The 22,928-nt window shown below is 43.3% G+C and carries 15 protein-coding genes and 1 tRNA gene; 10 read left to right on the top strand and 6 right to left on the bottom strand.

Annotation, left to right across the window (positions count from 1 at the left end; all coding sequences use genetic code 11):
- Positions 1-38: 38 nt before the first annotated feature.
- The 9 genes from AB4Z08_RS14600 to AB4Z08_RS14560 all read left to right on the top strand — a co-directional run bounded on the left by AB4Z08_RS14600 (position 39) and on the right by AB4Z08_RS14560 (position 11,581).
- Positions 39-1,250 carry an acyltransferase family protein gene (locus AB4Z08_RS14600; protein ID WP_441574486.1) on the top strand — a complete coding sequence of 404 codons (1,212 nt, stop codon included), beginning with the start codon at positions 39-41 and terminating at the stop codon, positions 1,248-1,250.
- Between the two features lie 25 nt (positions 1,251-1,275).
- Positions 1,276-2,301 carry a sensor histidine kinase gene (locus AB4Z08_RS14595; protein ID WP_441574485.1) on the top strand — a complete coding sequence of 342 codons (1,026 nt, stop codon included), beginning with the start codon at positions 1,276-1,278 and terminating at the stop codon, positions 2,299-2,301.
- Positions 2,301-3,011, top strand: coding sequence for a LytR/AlgR family response regulator transcription factor (locus AB4Z08_RS14590; RefSeq protein ID WP_441574484.1), 711 nt, complete (start codon positions 2,301-2,303; stop codon positions 3,009-3,011). Before AB4Z08_RS14595 ends, AB4Z08_RS14590 begins: the two co-directional genes overlap by 1 nt.
- Positions 3,012-3,021: 10 nt before the next feature.
- Positions 3,022-3,783 carry a DUF72 domain-containing protein gene (locus AB4Z08_RS14585; protein ID WP_441574483.1) on the top strand — a complete coding sequence of 254 codons (762 nt, stop codon included), beginning with the start codon at positions 3,022-3,024 and terminating at the stop codon, positions 3,781-3,783.
- A 295-nt stretch (positions 3,784-4,078) separates the two neighbouring features.
- The gene (locus tag AB4Z08_RS14580; RefSeq protein WP_441574482.1) at positions 4,079-4,411 is read left to right on the top strand and encodes a hypothetical protein; all 333 of its coding nucleotides are present in this window, start codon (positions 4,079-4,081) and stop codon (positions 4,409-4,411) included.
- Positions 4,412-4,728: 317 nt separating this feature from the next.
- Positions 4,729-8,178 (top strand): SusC/RagA family TonB-linked outer membrane protein, encoded by a 3,450-nt coding sequence (locus tag AB4Z08_RS14575; protein ID WP_441574481.1) that lies wholly within the window; start codon positions 4,729-4,731, stop codon positions 8,176-8,178.
- 21 nt (positions 8,179-8,199) lie between these two features.
- The gene (locus tag AB4Z08_RS14570; RefSeq protein ID WP_441574480.1) at positions 8,200-9,675 is read left to right on the top strand and encodes a RagB/SusD family nutrient uptake outer membrane protein; all 1,476 of its coding nucleotides are present in this window, start codon (positions 8,200-8,202) and stop codon (positions 9,673-9,675) included.
- 77 nt (positions 9,676-9,752) lie between these two features.
- Positions 9,753-10,634, top strand: coding sequence for a substrate import-associated zinc metallohydrolase lipoprotein (locus AB4Z08_RS14565; RefSeq protein WP_441574479.1), 882 nt, complete (start codon positions 9,753-9,755; stop codon positions 10,632-10,634).
- A 35-nt stretch (positions 10,635-10,669) separates the two neighbouring features.
- Positions 10,670-11,581: a DUF4302 domain-containing protein gene (locus AB4Z08_RS14560; protein WP_441574478.1), complete on the top strand. Its 912-nt coding sequence runs from the start codon at positions 10,670-10,672 to the stop codon at positions 11,579-11,581.
- Positions 11,582-11,690: 109 nt separating this feature from the next.
- On the opposite strand, the gene AB4Z08_RS14555 is transcribed toward AB4Z08_RS14560, so the two are convergent.
- The 4 genes from AB4Z08_RS14555 to AB4Z08_RS14540 form a co-directional block, all read right to left on the bottom strand.
- Positions 11,691-13,163, bottom strand: a complete 1,473-nt coding sequence (locus tag AB4Z08_RS14555; RefSeq protein WP_441574477.1) for a RagB/SusD family nutrient uptake outer membrane protein — start codon at positions 13,161-13,163, stop codon at positions 11,691-11,693.
- A gap of 2 nt (positions 13,164-13,165) precedes the next feature.
- On the bottom strand, positions 13,166-16,807 hold the full coding sequence (locus AB4Z08_RS14550) for a SusC/RagA family TonB-linked outer membrane protein (RefSeq protein WP_441574476.1): 3,642 nt from the start codon (positions 16,805-16,807) through the stop codon (positions 13,166-13,168).
- Positions 16,808-16,935: 128 nt separating this feature from the next.
- Positions 16,936-17,943 (bottom strand): FecR family protein, encoded by a 1,008-nt coding sequence (locus tag AB4Z08_RS14545; RefSeq protein WP_441574475.1) that lies wholly within the window; start codon positions 17,941-17,943, stop codon positions 16,936-16,938.
- Positions 17,943-18,527 (bottom strand): RNA polymerase sigma-70 factor, encoded by a 585-nt coding sequence (locus AB4Z08_RS14540; protein ID WP_441574474.1) that lies wholly within the window; start codon positions 18,525-18,527, stop codon positions 17,943-17,945. Before AB4Z08_RS14540 ends, AB4Z08_RS14545 begins: the two co-directional genes overlap by 1 nt.
- Before the next feature lie 272 nt (positions 18,528-18,799).
- Here AB4Z08_RS14540 and AB4Z08_RS14535 point away from each other — a divergent pair, with 272 nt between their 5' ends.
- The gene (locus AB4Z08_RS14535) at positions 18,800-21,412 is read left to right on the top strand and encodes a DUF7133 domain-containing protein (protein ID WP_441574473.1); all 2,613 of its coding nucleotides are present in this window, start codon (positions 18,800-18,802) and stop codon (positions 21,410-21,412) included.
- A gap of 432 nt (positions 21,413-21,844) precedes the next feature.
- Here AB4Z08_RS14535 and AB4Z08_RS14530 read toward each other — a convergent pair.
- Both AB4Z08_RS14530 and AB4Z08_RS14525 read right to left on the bottom strand, forming a co-directional pair.
- Positions 21,845-21,928 (bottom strand) — tRNA-Leu (locus tag AB4Z08_RS14530).
- 130 nt (positions 21,929-22,058) lie between these two features.
- On the bottom strand, positions 22,059-22,871 hold the full coding sequence (locus AB4Z08_RS14525; protein WP_441574472.1) for a 2,3,4,5-tetrahydropyridine-2,6-dicarboxylate N-succinyltransferase: 813 nt from the start codon (positions 22,869-22,871) through the stop codon (positions 22,059-22,061).
- Between the last annotated feature and the right edge of the window lie 57 nt (positions 22,872-22,928).

Genomic DNA, 22,928 nt, shown 5'->3' with positions numbered 1-22,928 from the left:
ACCCCTTGCCAGGGATAGGTTTGTATAAAATATATTTTATGCAACCACAATCTCCTCCCAGGCAGGCTTATCTGGATTGGCTACGTATCCTGGCTATCCTTTGCGTATTGTTTTTTCATTCTGCCATGCCTTATGTAGCGGAATGGTCCTGGCACATAAAAAATAAGGAAACCAGCAATATGCTGCTGGAGTTCAATGATTTTACCCATCGTTTTCGTATGCCCCTGCTGTTTTTTATTTCAGGTACGGTGAGTTATTATATGCTGCAACGCAGAACCGGTGGTGGCTTCATTGGCCTCCGCTTCAGGCGGCTGTTTATTCCCCTGCTCCTGGGAATATTGGTAATAGTACCTCCCCAGGTATATATGGAACGGCTGACACAGGGCTTTAAAGGCAATTTCCGGGACTTTTATACGCATATGTTTAGCACGGGCGCCTATCCAAAAGGAAACCTCAGCTGGCATCACCTGTGGTTCATTTGCTATCTCCTGCTTTATGACATCGTTTTTGCGCCGCTGTTTGTTTGGCTCATTTCTGCTAAAGGGAAAGCGTTCCTGCAGAAAGCGGATTGGATGGCGAAAGGAAAATTCATTTACCTGTTGCTGATACCGGGTGTGCTGGTCTATACTTTTATGGTACTGAAATTTCCCGAAACCAATACCCTGGTAAATGACTACGCCTTTTTGTTGTATTGGCTGTTTTATGTACTCGCTGGTTTTATTTGTATTGCCAACCCGGCATTCATGGATAGCCTGGAGCGCAACCGACGCACCTCCCTGACCATTGCCTTTACAGGCACGCTGCTCATCAATTACCTGCGCTGGAATAAGCTGGAGCCCTGGCATGTATATACAGATTTTAAACTTGCCGTCGGGACTTATGTGTTCCTGGCGATATCAGCGGTGGTAGCCTGGATGTGGGTGTTCGCTATTGTGGGATATGGCAAAAAATATCTCAACAGAAAAAGTCCGGTGTTGCCTTACCTGAACGAGGCGGTATATCCTTTTTATATCCTGCACCAAACCGTGATTGTGTTGCTGACCTACTACATCGTGGGGGTATCAGATGATATTGCACTGAAATATTCTTTCACCGTCATCGTTACTTTTGTTATTTCTATGGGTATCTTTCATTTGTTTATCCGGCCATTTGGAGTGATGCGTTTCTTGTTTGGTATGAAGCCCCGTCAGCGCATAGGGAAAAAAGAAGAGACACGGATCGTGTTACCGGTCGAATCTGCCACTGCATAATTAATTGTAACTTCCGCATATTATTATGAAAGGATTCTGGAAATATATTTTCCCCGCTATTTACGGCCTGTTGGTATATTATACCATTCGCCTGCTGGCGGACAGCTCCTCCGGTATGCGATTCTGGCACCGGTCGCTGTTATTAAACACGATAGAGGTGATATGCAGCATCATCATGGGTTATTGTTTTATGTGGGCAATTAACCGGTTGTTCCGTTATTTTGATGAAAAAAGAGCGATCGATTTTTCCTATAAAAGAATAGCGCAGGAACTACTTTATGTTTTTGTGGTAAACCAGGTGCTGCAGAATGTCACGATGCTTCCTATGGCGGCATTTACAGATGATGGTCTGCAATGGATGGATGTGGCAGATATCAACGTCATCCCTTTGTTATACGCCCTGATATATTATGGCGTGCGGCGTAGTCACATCTTTCTGCAGGCATATGTGCAAAACAGGTTACAACTGGAAAAAATAGCCAATGACCAGCTGCAAACGGAGCTGAAATTTTTAAGGGCACAATACCATCCACATTTTCTGTTTAATGCTTTAAATACCATTTATTTTCAGATGGATGAAGACATAACGGCGGCAAAAAAAACAGTGGAAAGCTTTTCTGAACTGCTGCGGTATCAGTTATATGACCAGCAGCAAACCGTGAGCATCTTGCAGGAAATACAATATCTGCAAAACTTTATTGACCTGCAAAAAATAAGGTCTTCTGCAAAACTGCAGCTCAGCGTGTGTTTTGATAAAGAACTGCACGAGGAAAAGGTGTATCCGCTGCTTTTTTTACCGCTGGTAGAAAATGCTTTTAAATATGTGGGCGGTAGCTTTCATATTCGTATGCAAATGACAAAGGAAGCCAATGAAGTCTGTTTTTTTGTGGAAAATTCGATACCCGATAATATTCCTTTTAGGCAGAAAGGAGGTATTGGATTGGATAACCTGAAACGAAGACTGGAATTGTTATATCCCGGCATGCATACATTAACAACGCAAACAAAAGAAGATGGTTTTTTAGCTGAATTAAAACTGACATTAAACTGATGGATCACGTTACTATAAAATGCGTTATCACCGATGATGAACCGCTTGCCGGAAAGGGGCTGCTGGGGTATGCTTCCAAAATTGGTTTCCTACAGGTGGTAGCAGTATGCGAAGATGCCATAGCGCTGAATACTGTTTTGAAACAACAGCATGTAGACCTGTTATTCCTGGATATTGAGATGCCTTATATGACGGGCATCGAATTTCTGAAAAGTTATCCTAATCCCCCCAAGGTGATCTTCACCACTGCTTATGAGCAATATGCGATACAGGGCTTTGAACTGGATGTGCTTGATTACCTGGTAAAACCCGTTTCTTTTGAACGGTTTTTAAAGGCGGCAAATAAAGCCTATGATTATTTTTCTGCCCAGCAAACTGGTGATCAGCAATATATTTTTATTAAGTCAGATACCAAACTGGAAAAGGTATTATTCAACGACATCCTGTTTGCCGAAGCCCTGGGCAACTATGTGGCCTTTTATACAGCAGACAAAAAAATAGTGACCCATGCTACACTGAAGGCCGTACAGAAAAAACTGCACCCGCGACAGTTTTTGCAGCCACATAAATCTTACCTGGTTAACATCAATCATATCAGTGCCATTGAAGGAAATATACTGCATGTGGGTAAGTATGAAGTACCCATCAGCAAATATCAGAAGGAAGAGGTACTGGAAAGAATCATCAACAATAAGTTACTTAAGAAGTAAATAACTGCAGATGAAGAAGGGAACCTATTATACAGGCACCAGCGGATTATTGTTGCCCTATAAAAATCAGCAGTTTTACCCTGCCGCGTTTCAGGGTAAAAGCAGATTGTCCGTTTACGGTGCATTATTTAATAGCATAGAAATCAACAGCACATTTTATAAACTGCCCATGCAAAGCACTATTCAGAAATGGGCAGATAGTGTACCGGCACATTTTAGATTTACTTTTAAGCTATGGAGAGAAATAACCCACCAGAAAGAACTGCATGTTAATGCGGAAGATGTCAGGAAGTTTATGGACATCATTGCAGCTGCCGGATCAAAGAAAGGCTGCTTACTGATGCAGTTTCCGCCAGGATTGCGTTACAACCATATCTCCCACGTTAAAAAATTACTGGCCACCATCATCAAAGCAGATCCACACCGGGAATGGAAGCTGGCAGTAGAATTCCGGCATGCTTCCTGGTACCGGGAAGAAGCCTACCGGCTTTTAAGCAGCTTCGGAGCGGGAATGGTGATTCATGATAAAACAAATTCAGCATCACCATTGGAAGAGATGGAACTGCCATTTGTTTATGTAAGATTTCATGGTCCTGCTGGTGATTATAAAGGTAGTTATGACGATGGTTTTCTCCACGAATATGCCGGGTATATCAGGGAATGGTTGGTCGCCGGAAAAGAAGTGTTTGTTTATTTTAATAATACAATAGGAGCTGCCTTAAATGACCTGGAGTTGCTAAAGTCTTATGTGGAGAATGTCCTTCATAAGTAGTAAGCATTCCTTCCATATTATTGATGAGAGAATATTTGATGGAACTTTTTTTTATCTCAAAAGTTACTTAACTTCACCTTCCCTTTAATTGATTGTTTTGTTACAGAATTGAATGTTACTCAAAATAGCTATCCATGAATGAACTTTATTATTTTTCAATCAAACATATATTTTCTATGTAAAGTAATATCTGTAGCATATTTGCACAGATGTGTAAGGACGATTCCTTAGGCTTTGCTATGTCTTGTAAAGAAGCTTTTATTGCTAATTTTTCTTCACCTCAAATCACCATTTTATGGGAATCATTGCATTTTATGAAGGCAACAATGCCACTCAGAACATTGTTCAAACCGTGGAAGACGTTCCAGGACAGGATTTTAAACCAGTAAAAAATGATGAGATCAGGTCAGCCAAACTCTATGGCGTACGTCCCGGCGCAGAGATCCGGGTGTATGACTCCCCCGATGGAGGGACCAATGATGATTTCTGCATTGTTAATGTAAAGCGGGCATCCCCGGAGTATGTGGTGGATACGTTTGAAAGGACTTATGAGGATGAATACGTGAGAGTAACTTTCATCCGGAATAATGGCCTGGATGGAAAGATATCGCGTATTAGAATTAATTAATTTTTACCAGGAGCCGTATAGACTATGAGGTTTATACGGCTTCTCCTATAATTAGTGATGTCCCCGTTACCATGGAATAGCTTCTGCCACCTTAATAGAAAAGTTGTCCTGATCTACTTTCTCTAATATTTTTTTTCTCCCAGTCACCCTTTTTCATTTCTCGCCTGTCGTATAACAGTAATTTCATTTGAAACCAAATGTAATAAGACAAAATCGGCTAAAATCAGACAGTGGGCCCACTGTAACAACGAAAGACTAAACCTGACTCGCTCCTGACCACCAGGTAGGGGATTAAATAATTTTATAACAGTATGAATATGGACTTTTACAGAGCGTTCCGTATAGGGAACCTGTGCGTGTCAACCAAATCATTTGTCGGGCCAGTCTTCATGATCAAACAGTTATCACTGATCATCGCCACTGGTCTTATATTAGTTGTAACGGGCACCGGGGATGCCGCAGCGCAGCAAAATCCGGTAAAGGGGGTATCAGCATCAAGGTCTGGTGATTCATCCATTATTGTTTCCGGCAAAGTAGCAGACGAAAAAGGAAATGCATTGCCAGGCGTAGTGGTGAGAGCTGCTAACAGTAAAAAGGCAGCCGTGACCGGTAACCTGGGTGAATTCAGCATCGCCGCTACTCCGGACGATAAACTGGCTTTTACCTTTTTAGGATATGCCGCTGTTGTGAAAAATGTTAATGGCAGCAAACACCTGGATGTTACCATGAAGCAGGGGGCAAAAGGCTTGAATGAAGTCATTGTAACCGGTTTTCAGGAAATTGACAAGCGAAAATTTGCGGGTGCCTCTACCAGGCTTAAAGCAGAGGATATCCGGATGGATGGAACCACCGATATCAGCCGTGCCCTGGAAGGAAAAGCAGCCGGAGTAAGTATTCAAAGTGTATCCGCCACTTTTGGATCAGCCCCCAAGGTCCGTATCAGGGGTGTTACTTCCCTTACTGGTGAGAACAAACCTTTATGGGTAGTAGATGGTATTGCATTGGAAGATGTAATTGATGTTTCCAATGATCAGTTGTCCAGTGGAGACCCTTCTACGCTACTTGCATCCTCTGTTGCAGGATTGAATATGAATGATGTGGAAGATATTTATATCCTGAAAGATGCCGCTGCTACTTCTTTGTATGGAGCCAGGGCTATGAACGGTGTAGTGGTCATCAATACAAAGAAAGGCCGTTCCGGCAAAATGACCACTAACTATACAGGTAACTTCAGCACACAGTTAAGACCCAGCTATAACAACTTCAATATCATGAACTCGGCAGAACAGATGTCTGTAGATGCAGAGATAGCCAGGAAAGGGCTGATGAATCTGTCTGATATTGGCAACCGTGCCGACAAGGGCGTATACGGTAAAATGTATGACGAGTTACAAACCTATAACCCTGCCACGGGGAAGTTCCTGCTTGAAAATACACAGGAAGGCAGAAAAGCTTTTTTAGAACGTTACGCACTGGCGAATACCAACTGGTTTAATATCTTATTCCGCAACTCCCTGATACAGGAACATACGATCAGTCTTTCCGGCGGTTCAGAAAAAATGCAGTCTTATTTTTCTGCCGGATTTTATAATGACAACGGTTGGACAGTAGCCGATAAAGTCAAACGTTTCACCTTTAACTCCCAGAATAATTATACTTTTTCCGATAAATTATCTGCCGGATTAATTGCTACCGGATCTGTCAGACAGCAGGAAGCTCCGGGTACTGTGGCACGAAGCACTGATGCTTTCTATGGGAAGATGAGCAGGGATTTTGACATTAACCCATATAACTACGCATTAAATACCAGCCGCGCATTGACAGCATATGGTGAGAATGGTGACCTGGAGTATTTTACAAGGAACTATGCGCCGTTTAATATCCTCAATGAGCTGCAGAATAATAAGTTAAAACTCTCCGTCATAGACATCAAATTACAGGGTAATCTGTCTTACAAAATTACCAAACATCTCAGGTACGATTTCCTGGGAGCCATCAGGTATGCTAAAACCAGCCAGGAAGACCTGGTGAATGAGAGCTCCAATAAAGCACAGGCATACCGGGCAGCCACTAATTCTGTTATCGCCAATGCTAACCGCTTCCTGTATAAGGATCCGGATAATCCAAATGCGTTCCCACAGATTGTACTGCCAGTAGGGGGCTTTTACAACAGGAACGAAAATTCCCTGACCAATTATAACTTCAGAAATAGTCTGAATTATACAGAGACGTTTGGTAAACATGATCTGAATGTTTTGGTAGGACAGGAAGTCAAATACGCCAACAGGCAAAACGCGTTGAATACAGGTTATGGTTACCAATACGGTTATGGCGGTAGTGTAATTCCTTACTACCTCGCATTTAAACAGGCCAGTGAAGCCAACCTTCCGTATTTTGGTATGCAGGAAACCTATGATCGTTATGCTGCCTTTTATGCCACTGCTGGATACACTTACAACAATCGCTATAACTTTACAGGAGCAGTACGCACAGATGGTTCCAATCGTATGGGGAAATCACCATCTGCCCGCTGGTTACCTACCTGGAGTTTGAGTGGTGCCTGGAACCTGGATCAGGAAAATTTCCTGAAAGATGTTGGACAAATAAACATGCTGAAGTTGCGTGCCAGTTACGGACTGACGGCAGACTTAGGTGCTGCTACCAATTCAGCTGCAGTACTGAAAGCACAGAATACTTACCGCCAGTATGCACGGGTAATTGAATCAGGTATTCAGATCATTGACCTGGAGAATGCTGATCTTACCTGGGAAAAGCAATACTCATTGAACGTTGGGGTAGATGCTGCACTTTTTAACAACAGACTCACCACCAGCATTGATCTCTATAGAAAAAGAGGATTCGATCTCATTGCCGGGATTAAAACTTCCGGCATAGGCGGGCAGGATGTGAGAGTTGCCAATTATGCCAACCTGAATTCACATGGAATAGAAGTAACCATTGGTGCTGACATCATTCGTAGTACAGATATAGGATGGAAAACGAACGTGACTTTTGGTTACAACAAAAACGAAATTACCAACGCAAAAAACACCCCAATTATATTTGACCAGGTAAAACCGGAAGGAGGAAATAAAGATGGTTACCCGGTAAGCAGTCTTTTCTCACTTGACTACAAGGGATTAGAAAGTAATACAGGGATTCCGTTGTTTGTAAATGAAAAGGGAGAGGTGTCCCGTAAAGTGAATTTACAGGATATAGAAACTAAGTACCTGGTCTACGAAGGACCTGTGGATCCACCTGTTACCGGAGGTTTTTCTAACACATTCCGCTACAAAAGTTTATCGCTGAATGTATTACTTACTTACCAGGCAGGAAATAAAATAAGACTCAATCCTGTATTTAAATCCACCTACTCCGACCTCGACGCATTTCCAAGGGAATTCCTGGATCGTTGGTCATTGACGGGCGATCAAAAGGTAACCAATGTACCGTCTATTCTTGATGCCCTCACCAATTACAGAATGACAGATGCCTATCCTTACAACAACTATAATTATTCATCTGCAAGGGTGGCAGATGGAGGATTTATACGGGTTAAATATATAGCGCTCAGCTATGTATTGCCTCCCCGTATGGTTAAGAATATAGGGTTAAATAATCTGTCGCTGACTGCTTCAGCCAGCAATCTCTGGTTGTTGTATTCCGATAGCAAACTGAGAGGACAGGACCCCGAATTCTTTAATGCCGGTGGTGTTGCTCAACCGCTGCAACGTCAGTTGGTGATGTCATTAAAAGTTGGTTTGTAAGGATTTCTTAAAAGAACTATCATGATGAAAAATATTATAAAAGTAAGTGTATTGATATGTACCGGTACGTTGTTACTAAGTGCATGTAACAAATACCTGGAAGTAGAGCCGGATAACAGAACTACCCTGGATACGCCTGATAAGGTAGCGCAAATGCTTACATCGGCCTACCCGGACAGGGACTATATCTGTTTTAGCGAGTCGATGTCTGATAATGCAGGTGACAGAGGGCATTCGGGTGATCAATACAGTGGTGATCTCCGTGTAAACATTAATGCGTATAAGTTTATAGATTATGCGAGTACGGAACAAGGCTCTCCGGATGTTTACTGGCAAAGTTGTTATCAGGCAATCGCTGCAGCCAACCAGGCATTGGATGCTATTAATAAAGCCACTAACCAAACGGCCTATAGTCCTTATAAAGGAGAAGCGTTGCTGGCAAGGGCTTATGCACATTTTATGCTGGTGACTTTTTTCTCGAAGGCTTATGATGCTGCCACAGCGGCCACTGATCCCGGTATTCCTTATGTGTTGGCGCCTGAAAAAACCATCAATCCAAAATATGAAAGGAAAACAGTGAAGTATGTGTATGAAATGATTGAAAAGGATTTAACGGAAGGATTACCGTTAATCAACAACAGCGCTTATAAAGTACCTTCCTTTCATTTTAACAAAGCTGCTGCCAATGCATTTGCGGCCCGCTTCTACCTGTTTAAGAAAGACTACACCAAGGTATTAACCTACACCAGCCAGGTTTTTCCGGGCAATAATTTCGGAGATTACCTGCGCCCGCTTAATACCACTTTTAATACTGCTACCCGTGCAGAAAGACATGCGGCATTTACAAGTCCTGATACGAAATCCAACCTGTTGCTGGCCACCACCAACTCCATTTGGGCAAGGGCCTGGTTAGGATACCAGTATGGATTAAACGCAGCAATTGCAGGTAATGTTTTTTATTCCGGGAACATTGTGAGAGGATCATTGGCGTATAACGTGTTTTATTACGGATCCAATAACAATGACCAGGGCATCGAAAAATGGCTGGAGAATTTTGTGTATACCGGCGCGGATATTGGCAACCCTTATATATATGTTTCATTGTTTACCGCAGAAGAAGTATTGTTTAATCATGCAGAAGCAAGTGCACAAACCGGAAACTTTAATGCGGCGATAGCAGATTTGAATACCTACTATAGTACAAGGGTGATTAACTATAATCCCGTTACCAACAACATCACCTTAGATAAGGTAACTGCTTATTATAACAAGGCGGCAGATCCCCTGGGTGCAACTATACAGGCAATTCTGGATGCCCGCAGATGTGAGTTTATGCAGGAAGGGATGCGATGGATGGATATCCTGAGAAATAAACTTCCTGTTACACATAAAGATGATAAAGGTGTTATTATCAATATTACTGCTGATGATCCAAGGAAAGTGTTACAAATACCACAGGTAGCTCAAGCTAGTGGATTGGCTGCCAATCCCAGGTAGCGGCGATATTGATCCATGTTTGCATGGTACATCATGCGTGTTGAAATAATATATACAACTGATTTAAATCTTTAAGAATGAAATATTTAAAATCATTCCTGTTACTGGTAATAACTGCCGCTGCTGTTATTTCCTGTAACAAGAAAGAAACGCTGAATGCGGATATTACCGGATTGGGTGGTGACGCTTGGGTAAAGAGCCCTATTGATAAATGGCTATATGATTCTATGATAAAGCCCTATAATATAGAAATGAAATACAAATGGGATCAGTCGGAGTTTGATAAGAGCCTGATACTGGTACCTCCAATCGAGAATAGAGTAATACCGGTAACACAGGATATTATCAGCATATGGATTGCACCTTATAATCAGACCGCAGGCGATTCTACTTTTATGAAACTAAATACGCCGAAGCAAATTATGCTCTCCGGAAGTATTGCATTGCAAAGTAACGGTAATGCTGTGGCGGGATTGGCAGAAGGTGGCCTTAAGATACTGTTGTTCGGTATTAACTCATATAGCAGGCAGGATAGTGGAAGAGTGGCCGATATGGCGCATCTGATCCATCATGAATACACACATATCTTAAACCAAAAGAAAAATTATCCGATCGCATTTAACAAAGTGACGCCGGATGGTTATACTGGCAACTGGACTGTTGCGGAAGAGAATCCATGGACACTGGGATTTGTTACCAACTATGCCCGGAAAGAACCAGGTGAGGATATTGCCGAACTGGTATCAACCATGTTGGTAATGGGGCGCGCCCGTTATGATTATACACTTTATCATCCCTTCCCAGACTATCCGGACAGTCTTAATAATCCCCAGGGCATCATGTTGCTGAGAGCAAAAGAGAAAATTGTGGTGGATTATTTTAGAGATGCCTATAACCTTGATTTCTATAGTTTACAAACCTCCGTTCAACAACAGATCCATAATGTGTTGCATCGATAGGTGCAGGCAGTTATTTCACTATAAATTTTACAGAAATGATTAAATATCTGGTATATATTTTACTATTGGCTGCGGTGGTTTTTGTTTCCTGTAAAAAGGATCTTCATTCATCGGTTTTTGACAAATCCGCAGACCAACGGCTGAATGCTGTGCTGGCGAATTATCAGTCTATCCTGGTGGCAGCTCCTTACGGCTGGGTAGCAACGGTGGTCCCCAATCCGGAAGAAAACGACAACGTATATGCGTTCTGGTTTAAGTTCAACGATAGCAATCGGGTGGCTTCGCGATGGAAAGACCAGCCATCATTAAACAGCAGTTATCGCCTTAAAGCATTACAGCAGCCTGAATTAATATTTGATACTTATACCTACCTGCATTTACTGGCGGATGCAGAAGCTAAAGTACCCGGTGCACAGCCAGGTACAGGACTGAAGTCTGATTTCGAGCTGGAAATTATTTCGGGCACAGCAGACAGCTTTGTTTTAAAAGGCAAGTACAACGGATCTGACGTTACTATGTCAAGAGCCACTGTGAAAGATACTTCCGGCAGCGTTGTTATCCCGGGATATCCATTGGCAGGTAATTACCTGGATACTTCTGTACGTATCCTGTATAAGACAACACTGGCAAATGGAACAATTGCAAATACTGCGAAGATTTCCGGAATTAAGACAGCGAATCCAATTAAATATGCAGGCACCGTGAGTGTAGACTACAGTGATCTGGGGGCGTCTGGCTGGCAGTACAACATCTTCGCGAAAAGCGCCACGGACAGGGACATAACAGTTACTATTAATACGGCAATGCAAAAGGGAATTAAAGAAGGTTCCTTTAAAGTACTGGATAAGTCTTATGATCCGGTGAGCGGGCGCATATACTTAAAAACATTTTATACTAATTCCGCTGGTGCGGATCGGGTTACAGAAGAAATATTGATCCGGCAGTAATGTCAGGAGATCTAAGTCCTCGTAATAGCGACTTTGGTTGATAACAGAGGCGGCAGTATTATTACTGCTGCAATTTAAATTTTGTAATGAAGATGCAATTGTTAACCATTCACTGAGGTATCCTGGTGTTAAGACCAAGTGGTCTCAATGCAGGGTTAACCTGTAAGGCTTTGGCTGGTATCTCCAGTGTATAACCCGGATCGTTTTTCCGGAGTACAAATTGCTGTGGCGCATGGACCTGCTGGTTTATCACCGGTGTGAAATAGTGAATAATAGCCGGGCTGTTTGTGCGTCTGAGATCAAACCAGTTATGCAATTGAAACGCCAGTTCTTTTCTCCGCTCTGTCAGTATTTCGGGTAACGGGTTTTGTTGATTCATCGGGGGGGCGTATGCAGCACCCTTTACGCGATTGTTTTTTAACAGGTAAATATCCGCCAGTGCCTTACCGGTTTCTCCCAGATGAGCATTCGCTTCCGCCCGGTTAAGATAGGCTTCTGCCGTACGAAAGGAAAAGCAATAAATGTTGCCATAAGTGTTAAATGTTTTTGGAATAATCGTTGCATCATTGTCATAAAAATAACCACCTAACCGTTGATCAGTTCCGGCGTATAGCTGCAGGAGTTCCCTGGAAACACTAAAGCCATAACTATTTCCATCTCCGAAAATATTAAAGACATTTGGATTTAAATCATTATAGAAGGTATATATCACCTCTGGGTTATCCACTCCCAAAAGACTGGAATAAAGATCAGACCTGACATTGTTTTGGGTAGTGATATCATTTAAGACAGATTTGATTTCAAGGCATTTCCCTGCAAATGTGGCCGCCAGTTCCCAGTGTTGAAGATAGAGGTGTATCCTTGATAGTAGCAGGTAAACAGCAGCTGGAGAATAGTGGTAAATACCTCCCGTTTTCCCGGACGCCTGTACATAACCAAGCGCATTGTTGAGATCTTCCAGTATTTGATTATAAACGGCATGTACCGAACTTCTCGGGAGATAAGTATTTACTAAAGTACCACTTGTTTGTAGTGGTACTCCCATGGAGTCGGCAGTATTTGCCGGATCATAAGGTGTCCCCCAGATATTTACAAGATAATAGTAAGCTAACGCTCTGGAAAAATGTGCTTCCCCCAGTAAAAATTGTCTGGAAGAAATATCTCCCTGGATGTTTTCTCCCTTATCGGTAATAATGTTACAAACCTTTATAATTCTATATAGTCCCAGCCAGGTGTTATTCAGGATAGCAGAGGGAGACCGTCTTTCATCATATTGAGCATCGTATATATTTTGCCAGGTGTAAAACGCGGAGTAGGCACCTCTCTCATCTACCGGAGGAGTGGGGCCTGTACTTTCTGTTACATCCGCTGTCATCATATCCAGAAAGTAAAGAGACAAGTCGTTGTTGGCCGACAGGTTCCTGCTCCATCCTTCGCCATTCAGCATTTCGGTATATTCTGCCACTGTTTTTGGGGTACGCAGATTATCGGCCGGGGTATCCAGGTACTTTTTACATCCACAGCAGATACATATGGAAGTAAGCAGGAAGATGATATATTTTAAGTAGTTAATTTTCATCATTGCTAAAAATTTACATCCATACCAAGTGTCAGAGAAGGCCGCCGGGGCATTGTTCCTGCAGGCAGTTCCGGGTCCTGACCATTCAATTTTTTACTCGCCAGTAACAATACATCGTGTACCTGCGTGTAACAGGAAATATCCTTAAACAGTTGCTTGCCGGCTTTGCGGGGATGAATAGTGTACTGCAGGGAAAGTGTAGAGAGGCTCACATGGCTGGCATTGACCGTCCGGATATCACTATTGTTATACATTTCAGATGGGAATGTAGACATCAGGTAAAGTGGGAGTGTTCCATTAAAGTATTGCATGGTGGCAGCATCAAAGCGATAATATTGTACAGGAGACATCGTAATGGGATCAACGAGATAAAGTCCGGATTGGTTAGTCATGCGGGGGATATCAGTTGTTTTTTCATCGCCGGGTTGCTTCCAGCGTTTCTCTATGGCGGTAGAAGTATTTTCAGCCGGGTTGGGTATAAATCCTCCGCTTCCGTAAAGGTTGATCAGTCGTTGTTTATAACCCAGCTTTATCCGGAAAACGGCGCTGAGATTCCAGTTACGGTACCTGACATTCGTGGAGAAACTACCGTCTATTAAAGGGATACGACTACCTACAGGAACAAAAACATTGGCGTAGTATTCTGCCACCGTTGGTTGAACCGCGTAGTCTTTATCATAAATTCCCCGGAAAGTTGGAATACCCTTGTTGTTGAGTCCTGTGAATGCGTAGGCATACATCGTATTGGGATCTGTCCCCGATTTGATAATATTTCCATCCAGGTATTGTTGCTGATTACCTATGATTCCGGGGTCCGTGAAGTTGGTTTGCAGTATGCGGGTTTTGTTAAATGAAAGATTGGTGCCTACATTCCATTTCCAGTTGCGTTGCCGGATGATCTGCCATTGCATACCGGCTTCTATACCGCTGTTGTCCACACCCGCACTGTTATACATGCCTGAATTAAGGCCGTTTTCTTCGGCCAGGTCTATATTGGCCAGCAAGTTAGTGCTTCGTTTATTGTAGGCTTCCAGCGTTCCGTAAAACCGGTTGTTAAAAAAAGAAAAGTCTATGCCGACGTTGAATACATATGTTTTTTCCCAACGCAATCCGGGGTTGGAGAAATTGGTCACGGTAGCCTGACCATCCCCGGAAATAACATTCCGCGACGAATTGGAAATGGATAGATTCGGTGATTTTATTTCAGGTAACCCGATATTGTATCCATAAGATATCCGGAGCGCGAGCAGGTTGTCCGCATGCATCGTTTTTTTTATCCGGGGTTCATCAAGGATGCTCCATTTGATGGCGGCAGACCAGGTCCGCTGCCAGGTTTCGTTGCCATATTGGGCAAAATAATTGGCTCCATCCTGCCGGATGTTAAAATTGAGTGTATACCTGTCTTTATAGGAGTATACCAGCATGCCGTACCAGCTCATCTGCCGGTATTTATTGATGATTTTTTCCGTAGGATGAATGCCGGAATAGGGAAAAAAATTGTTGTACAAGGGATAGTCCTTTGCTGATGGGGAATGGGCTACCTTTCCACTATCAGGATAATATCCAAGTATAAACAGCTTGTCGATATCGTATTTTGATTGTCTTAATTCATTGCCGGCCAGCAATTGTACATAGTGCGAAGGGGCAGTGAAATTATATTCTATGGAATGACGGATGGTATAGTCACGTTGCCGGGTATTTGCTTCCTGGTATTCGCCGCCCGCCGGAAGAATGATATTTTGTTTTGCAGCATCACTGTATGCCATACCCGCGCCCAATCCCAGCCGGTATTTAGAGGCGATGTAACCGGTTGTCTCTCCTGCATAACTATTGTTTTGTGACCCGGACATTCCCAGGCCATATAATCCGTGAAGTTTAAATGAACGAAGAAATGTCCAGTCTGCATGAATGACAGCCTTGTAAGTGTTCACCAACGTTTTGGTATGGCTGTTCTCCATGTCAGAAACAATGTTGGACAATGCCACCTGGGAAGTGTCCATTACATAATTAGGCAGCGACCAGTTAGGAGTAAAAGGAGAGGAACTGTAATACATTCGCTGCTGCCCTATGGTATAGGGTAGGCTCCTGGATGTATTATAGGCATACTGGTAAGGATTTGTCTGGTAAGGATAGGTACCTGCGTGCTGAGAGCCGGATAACTTGATCCCTGCCTGCAACCCGGGGATAGGATGATAAGTAACCCCGATCATTCCGGAATATTGCCTGGCTTGTGTGAAGATGGCAGGTCCTTTCTGACTGGCATAGCCCATAGACAAATAATACGCAGTTTTACTCCCACCTCCGTTTACGGATAAATGATAGTTTTGCGCAACACCGTTGTTGAACAGAATATCGAACCAGTCTGTATTCATGGATTCATAGCCTTTTTCCAGTTCTTCCAATTTTTCTTTGCTCATATTCCCGTTAAGAAAGGCAGTATAGTCCCGCTCAAATCCCTGGGGAAGGATGCCATTTGAAAAGGGCAATTTGTTATCTATAATTTCTTTCGACAACGCCATCCTTTGTGAGGCGTTCATCCGGTTTAATTGACGATAGCCGGGTCGGAAGGTAATATTGGTCATTTGCGAAAATGTAATGGCGGGTGCTTTATGCAACATGCCGTTACGGGTAGTAATCAGGATCACGCCGTTACCACTATTGACTCCGTATAATGCGGTTGCTGCTGCGTCTTTCAATACATCTATTTGTTTGATGTCTTTGGGATTCAGGCCTGTGATCGGACTGGTCATCAGGTTTACATCATCCAGTGAATTTACACTTGCAGCATCCAGTTTCATTGGCGGATTACTGATAATACCATCAATCACCCAAACAGGCTCCCGGTTTCCCAGTAGTGTGGCTGTTCCGCGTAGCCTTATTTTAGGAGCTGCTCCGGGATTAGTACTGTTCAAATTGATAGACAGCCCAGGTACCTGGCCTTGCAGCATATTGTCTATAGAAAGCTGATCATTGCGATCCAGGCTGCCAGCGACAATATTGGTCACCGAGGCGGCAGAATATTTTTGTTTAATATTGGAATATCCGTTTATCACCACTTCGTTTATAGCAGTTAATACGGGTTGCAGAGAAATTGACAGGAATGCAGGGCTTTTAATGGGCACCTGTTTCGTTTGCATACCAATGTAGGTTACCTGTAATATTGCATAGGGTTTTACACTAAGATGGAATATGCCGGCGGTGTCACTTTTTGTACAATTGTTACTTCCTTTTTCAATGATCGTAGCCTGTGGTAAAGGATTTCCATTGATGTCTGATATACGGCCCGTCACTTCATTTACTGATAAGATGTTGTCTTCACTATGGGCGGGTATGATGGCAATGATTCCATTTGTATGAACAATATGCAGCGCCTGATCTTTTAACAGGAGCTGTAATATGTTGTCAACCGTTTCGTTATCAACCTGCAGACTTACAGGAGGGAGCTTTTTAATTTCCTCCGTATTGTAAAAAAAAGCGGTGCCTGTTTTTTCTGTAATCAGTCCTAAAACGTGTGTGATAGGTCGGTGCCTTACGTGAATTGAAATGCGCGGAGATTGGGCATTGGCAGTCCATGTGAGTAAACAAATGACAAAGCAAAATGAACATTTCAGGTATGATGGCAAGGACAGATGTAACCAGCCCTTCAAAAGACAATTGGATTGGTTCATCAAATTTATGCGATAATGATGGATAACAAAAGAATGATATCAACTTTGGCCTGTCATTGTACTACTCTAAGCAAAAACTCCTCTCGATCCTGAAAGATAAATAATTATTATTTTATTTCAATGGTGCGGTTTAACGTATCAATATTAAAATCAATGGGAGAAGCAGTGGTAGCTTTTATCAACTCCAATAATGGGAGAATGTTTTCAGGCCTGGGCATCAACGGAACATTATAGTGAAGGCGGTTGAATTGCTCAGTTGTAAAAATAATCCTGTAATCATAACGTAATCCTAATTGTTTCATCAAATCATCAAAGGCAACATCCGTAAATGCAATTTGTCCTGATTTCCAGGCAAGGGCAGTTGCTGTACTGCCGGCACTTACATGCAGTACACCCGTGAGGGTATCATACGCTGCCTGTTGCCCAGGCAGGAGGTATTGTGTAGTGGCCGGCTGATCTGCCGTTCCTACAGCGATTTTACCTTGTGTCAGGGTCGTGATGATCTGTCTTCCATAGGCATTGATGTTAAAGGAAGTCCCCAACACCTGTACTACCTGGCTATTCACTTTAACCATGAAAGGTTGCAGTGTATTGGCGGCGATCTCGAAATAGGCTTCACCACTCATTTCCACTATTCTTTGTTTGCCGGTAAAAGCCGGTAAATAATGTAGCCGGGAACCGGCATTCAGCCATACTTTACTGCCATCAGGCAAGATGACTGGTTGTGTATTGTTTTTCGGTGTTTCCTGGGTGATATACTTAAGTCCATCGGCCGCAGGAAGGCTTCTTTGCTTAAAAAGCAACCATGCCGAAGCGGCTATGGCAAGTGGTATGAAAATAACGGCGGCATATCGTATTACCCTGCGCCATATGGGGACGACAACAGTAGCAGGCAGTGATAACCGGGCTTTGAGCTTCGCAAGATCTTCTGCGGTATTTACGCCTTCCCAACCCTTCAGTTCACCAGCCTGTGTACGGATAGCAATTATTTCCTTTAAAAGTTCAAGTTCTTCCTCACTCATTTGCCCGGTAGATACAGGTAATCCACTTTGCTCATCGAGCAAATGGTGGATCTTTTCCCAATCTACTTCCGTGTTTTTTTTATGCTTACCCATTATATTGTATTAAGACAGTTGAAAAGGAAAAAAGGGTGACTCCCCATATAGGAGGTTGCCAAAATCAGGATGGACAAAATTTCACGGTTTTGTCTCAGGAATAGGTAGGCTTTCCGGATTTGTGTTTTTACCGTATTGATGGAAATATTCATTTGTGCAGCTATCTCCAGGTACTTTAATCCTTCCATAGCGCTCATCGTAAAAATCTTGCGCCGTTGTTCCGGTAATTGGTTAATGGCTTTTAAAAGCCTTATACTGTAATTTTCATTTTCCTTGTTGCCCGGTTGCAGATCATCGTCACTATAGAGCAATCTTTCAATTCCTTGTTGATGACGTAACTTTACCTGCTCACTTTCAAGATAGTTTAGGCTCCTGTTTTTAACCGAAATATAAGCATAAGATTCAAAGTTATCAGGCTGCTCCTGAAGTATATATTTTTCCCAGTATTTTACAAAAAAATCCTGCACGATATCCTTTGCTGCATCATTGTTTTTCACAATACTATAAGAAAACTGACACAGTACTTCGTAATACTTATTGAATAAATATTCCAACCGGATCTGGCTAAGGCTTGAATTGCTCATATTATTGCTAACACTAAAATGGCGTCGGAATTACGGTGTTTATTGTAACCTTTTCATGAGTAAATATAAGTGATATAAACATATGATACCCATGAAATCAGGGGTGAGCTGCCAGCTCTGTTCCTCCCATTTATACTACAGGATGCCACCTATTCAATCGTTTTTCATGCCGCTCCCCAAATAATTCCGCCCTGAAAATTTATTTTTTCTATATTGATCGGTGCTTTTGATAAAGCATTTAATAATCCTACATATTAATACAGCGAACAAAAATGATGAAATTTTCAATTGGCCTGATTTATTCTCTTGCAGTATTTATTGGCGCAAAACAATTCGTTGGAGACACTTTAACCAGTTCTCCCAATCCACCTGAATTAACGATTACCAGGTTTGCCGGTCCTGATGTAACGCCCAGCCCCGCCTGCCTTGCAGTTGCGCCTACCGGCGAAGTATTTGTAGGCGTGGATATGATCGGCTCATTGGGGAAAGATCCGGGTAAAGGCCGGATTCTTAAGTTGATTGATAAGGATAACGATGGTAAAATGGACCAGCACATTGAATTTGCAACAGTGGATAACCCACGTGGCATCATTGTGCAGGGCAACCGGGTTTTTGTATTGCACACCACCTTTTCCAGTGAAACTGGCAAAGCTAGCGGAATGGCCCTGGTTGTTTTTGAAGACAAGGACGGAGATGGTAAGGCAGACGGACCTCCCCAACCACTTGTCGAAAATCTTAGCAATACCAAATACATACAGGAGCGTGGAACAGATCATGCTACCAATGGTATCAGAATGGGTATTGATGGCTGGATCTATATAGCGGTAGGTGATTTTGGGTTTCATAACGCAACAGATCGTTCCGGTAAGAAACTGACCATGCTGGGTGGTGGTATTGTCCGGGTACGCCCTGATGGTACGGAAATGGAGATATTTACCCACGGTACACGCAATGTATATGATGTGGCTATTGATCCATATATGAATATTTTTACGAGAGAAAATACGAATGACGGTGGTGGATGGAACGTACGGTTTTCCCACCATATCCAATCCGGGGAATATGGATACCCGGTATTGTTTCAGCATTTTACAGATGAAATAATGCCTGCCCTGGCGGACCTGGGCGGTGGCTCGGGCACAGGCGCCTTATATATGGCGGAACCCAATTGGCCCGAGAAATTCAATAATGTTCCAATGATGGCGGATTGGGGACGCAGCATGCTTTACATTCACAGGGTAACACCTGATGGCGCTACATTCACCCAAAAAGAAGAAGAGTTTATAGGTCTTCCTCAGATCACCGATCTGGATGTTGACGGATCCGGCAGACTTTACCTTTCAGCATGGGATGGCGCAGGCTATTCCGGCAGTCCGGATAAAGGCTATGTGATTCGGGCAGTACCGAACAACTGGACTTACCAGCCATTTCCTGACGTGGCCAAAGCCCCGATTGAGGAATTAGCACGATTGCTTAAATCGGCCAGTGCGGTAGCCCGTTTGAACGCCTCTCAGGAATTAATTGCACGTGGGGATAAACAAGCCACTGCTGCTGCATTGGAGATCGCTTCGGATACGCAATTGCCATTATATGCCCGCGTAGCCGGCATCTATACTTATGCACAGGCGGCCGGTGCAGCTGGCATCCCGGCTTTAACAGCATTAACTAAAGATGCTTCCATGAGGGAACATGCATTGCGGGCTTTGGCAGACCGAAAAGGGATCATTAAAGATGTTGCTACGGAACCTTTCCTGGAAGGACTTAAAGATCCGTCTCCGCGCGTGCAGGCTGCTGCCATAATCGGACTGGGACGCTTAGGCCATATTGAAACAGCCAGTGCTTTGTTGGAAACAAAAGTTCCTGCATCATTTGTTGCACCAGTTAAAGATGTGGAAGGACCACACGCTACGCCCAATTCAGCTATTGTACTACCTCATCTGGCTGTTCAGGCCCTTGTAAATCTTCATGCAGTAGATGCTGCCGTAGCGGGAATCAACAGTGAAAACGCCACCCTCGCATTGTGGGCCTTACGCTATATGCATGATCAGAAAGCGGTGAGTGGCTTAATGAATGCTTACCAGCTGTCGAAAGATGCGAAGTTAAAACAGCAGATCATTATCACGTTGGCACGTCTCTATAGAAAAGAGGATACCTATGACGCATCCTGGTGGTGGGGTACCAGACCGGATTCGCATGGCCCCTATTACAAAGGCGTAACCTGGGAAGCATCACCAGCTATCGAAAAATTCCTCAAACAGGAGTCGCTGAAGAAAGGCCCTGCCGGCATAGCGTTTTTCAGAGATCTTGACGCACGCGACAGGATGGATATTCCAGCATTCGCAGCACCGAAAAAAGTGGAAGCAGTGGCAGCTAAAGAACCCAAAATAGATCTGGAAAAAATTAAAAGTAAAAAAGGTCAGGTAGGTAAATCATCTATCGAAGATGTTTTGTTGGCCGTTAATAAATTAAAAGGAGATCCTGTCAGAGGAAAAGTGTTGTTTACCAACCAGGGCTGCGTGGCCTGCCACAGTATTAACAAGGGAGAGATCATGAAAGGTCCTTTTATGGGACAAATCGGATCTATCATGAACCGGGAGCAGATCGCAGAATCCATTCTCAAGCCTAGTGCATCTATTTCACAGGGATTTGCCACAGTGATGATCACGGCGAAAGGGAACAAGTCTTATATGGGATTTGTTACAGAAGAAACGGCTGCTAAAGTAGTTATGAGAGATATCAGTGGTACCGTATTCACTGTTAAAACAGCAGACATCCTGACCCGTAAGGAAATGAAAACGTCTATGATGCCGACTGGTCTTGCTAACGCATTATCATACGATGAATTTGCATCGCTCGTTACTTTTCTGTCTCAGCAAAAGAAGTAAAGCAACCGCTAGAAGTTGATGCCCGATAATTGGGTTAAGCATAATATAAACTAAAAGCCCGCTCATTTGAGCGGGCTTTTAGTTTATATTATGCAGGTTTAAATACCTGGTGCCGGAAGTTTATCTTTTTATCTGGCAAATGCTGTTGCATCGTGCCGGGAGAAGAGTTTTTTTAGGATCAGGTTGAAAAACCGGGGTTAGACATCCGGAGCTCACCCCCACCTCAAGTCCACCTCAAGTCCACCTCACCCCCGCATCAAGTCCACCTCATCCCCGTATCAAGTCCACCTCTGCTACAGTACCTCTATATGCACTTAGCGGGTGCTAAGCATAGCATAGACGGAATCAACATAATGAGAAGGTAATGCTGACTATAATGATGGGTGTTCTTATCCAAAATAAAAAAGGACAAACCTAAGTTTGTCCTTTTTGTGCCCAGAACTGGATTCGAACCAGCACATCCTTGCGAACGCTGCGACCTGAACACAGTGCGTCTACCAATTTCGCCATCTGGGCATCGCATGTCCCCGTTAAGGGATTGCAAAAGTAAGCGTTTTTTTAAATTCACCAAATTTTTTTTCGCAACCCCAAAAAAAATCGCGCAGGGCATTTTATGGCCCTGCGCGATCCACGAAGAAGGTGATATTTATACTGCTACATTAAATTCACGCAGCGTATCATTTAAACTTGTTTTCAGATCAGTGGAAGCTTTACGCTGACCAATAATCAGTGCACAGGAAACCTGGTATTCGCCGGCAGGGAATTTCTTGGTATAGGTACCAGGAATTACCACGCTGCGGGCAGGTACACGGCCCTTATATTCAATCGGCTCGCTGCCGCTTACGTCAATGATTTTGGTAGACTGTGTCAGTACTACGTTAGCACCTAATACCGCTTCCTTTTCTACTCTTACACCCTCTACTACGATACAACGGGAGCCTACGAAAACACCGTCTTCAATGATCACCGGACTAGCCTGTAATGGCTCCAGTACACCGCCAATACCCACACCACCACTCAGGTGTACGTGTTTGCCGATCTGTGCGCAGGATCCTACGGTGGCCCAGGTATCAACCATGGTGCCTTCGTCAACAAATGCACCGATGTTTACATAAGATGGCATCAGGATGCAACCTTTGGCGATAAAAGCGCCATAACGTGCTATCGCATGAGGAACAACTCTTACACCCAGTTCTTTATAGTTGGACTTTAATCTCATTTTATCATAGAACTCAAACGGAGGTACTTCCATTGTTTCCATAGGTTGTATGGTGAAATACAGTAAGATGGCCTGTTTTACCCACTCATTCACCTGCCAGCCGTTTTCTGTTGGTGCTGCAACTCTCAGATGTCCTTTATCTACTGCCTCTATTACTGCTTTAACGGCATCCGTGTACTGTGTCTCCTGTAAGAGGCTGCGATCAGCCCAGGCAGCCAGTATTTGTTGTTGTAAATCCATTGTCGTTTTTTTTGCAAACATAATACCTAGAATGGGAAATTACGAATGGGAAATTAC

It is taken from the genome of Chitinophaga sp. RAB17, from assembly GCF_052114225.1.
GTDB lineage: Bacteria > Bacteroidota > Bacteroidia > Chitinophagales > Chitinophagaceae > Chitinophaga.
Note: the sequence above shows the minus strand (reverse complement) of the source record. Positions and strands in the feature narration are given on the sequence as shown.

What these genes read in the sequence shown, in the direction of transcription:
- AB4Z08_RS14525 (WP_441574472.1), bottom strand. Translation starts at nt 22,871, where the DNA reads ATGGATTTACAACAACAAATACTGGCTGCCTGGGCTGATCGCAGCCTC.
- AB4Z08_RS14595 (WP_441574485.1), top strand. Translation starts at nt 1,276, where the DNA reads ATGAAAGGATTCTGGAAATATATTTTCCCCGCTATTTACGGCCTGTTG.
- AB4Z08_RS14540 (WP_441574474.1), bottom strand. Translation starts at nt 18,527, where the DNA reads ATGAGCAATTCAAGCCTTAGCCAGATCCGGTTGGAATATTTATTCAAT.
- AB4Z08_RS14545 (WP_441574475.1), bottom strand. Translation starts at nt 17,943, where the DNA reads ATGGGTAAGCATAAAAAAAACACGGAAGTAGATTGGGAAAAGATCCAC.
- AB4Z08_RS14570 (WP_441574480.1), top strand. Translation starts at nt 8,200, where the DNA reads ATGATGAAAAATATTATAAAAGTAAGTGTATTGATATGTACCGGTACG.
- AB4Z08_RS14600 (WP_441574486.1), top strand. Translation starts at nt 39, where the DNA reads ATGCAACCACAATCTCCTCCCAGGCAGGCTTATCTGGATTGGCTACGT.
- AB4Z08_RS14590 (WP_441574484.1), top strand. Translation starts at nt 2,301, where the DNA reads ATGGATCACGTTACTATAAAATGCGTTATCACCGATGATGAACCGCTT.
- AB4Z08_RS14555 (WP_441574477.1), bottom strand. Translation starts at nt 13,163, where the DNA reads ATGATGAAAATTAACTACTTAAAATATATCATCTTCCTGCTTACTTCC.
- AB4Z08_RS14580 (WP_441574482.1), top strand. Translation starts at nt 4,079, where the DNA reads ATGGGAATCATTGCATTTTATGAAGGCAACAATGCCACTCAGAACATT.
- AB4Z08_RS14575 (WP_441574481.1), top strand. Translation starts at nt 4,729, where the DNA reads ATGGACTTTTACAGAGCGTTCCGTATAGGGAACCTGTGCGTGTCAACC.
- AB4Z08_RS14565 (WP_441574479.1), top strand. Translation starts at nt 9,753, where the DNA reads ATGAAATATTTAAAATCATTCCTGTTACTGGTAATAACTGCCGCTGCT.
- AB4Z08_RS14535 (WP_441574473.1), top strand. Translation starts at nt 18,800, where the DNA reads ATGATGAAATTTTCAATTGGCCTGATTTATTCTCTTGCAGTATTTATT.
- AB4Z08_RS14585 (WP_441574483.1), top strand. Translation starts at nt 3,022, where the DNA reads ATGAAGAAGGGAACCTATTATACAGGCACCAGCGGATTATTGTTGCCC.
- AB4Z08_RS14560 (WP_441574478.1), top strand. Translation starts at nt 10,670, where the DNA reads ATGATTAAATATCTGGTATATATTTTACTATTGGCTGCGGTGGTTTTT.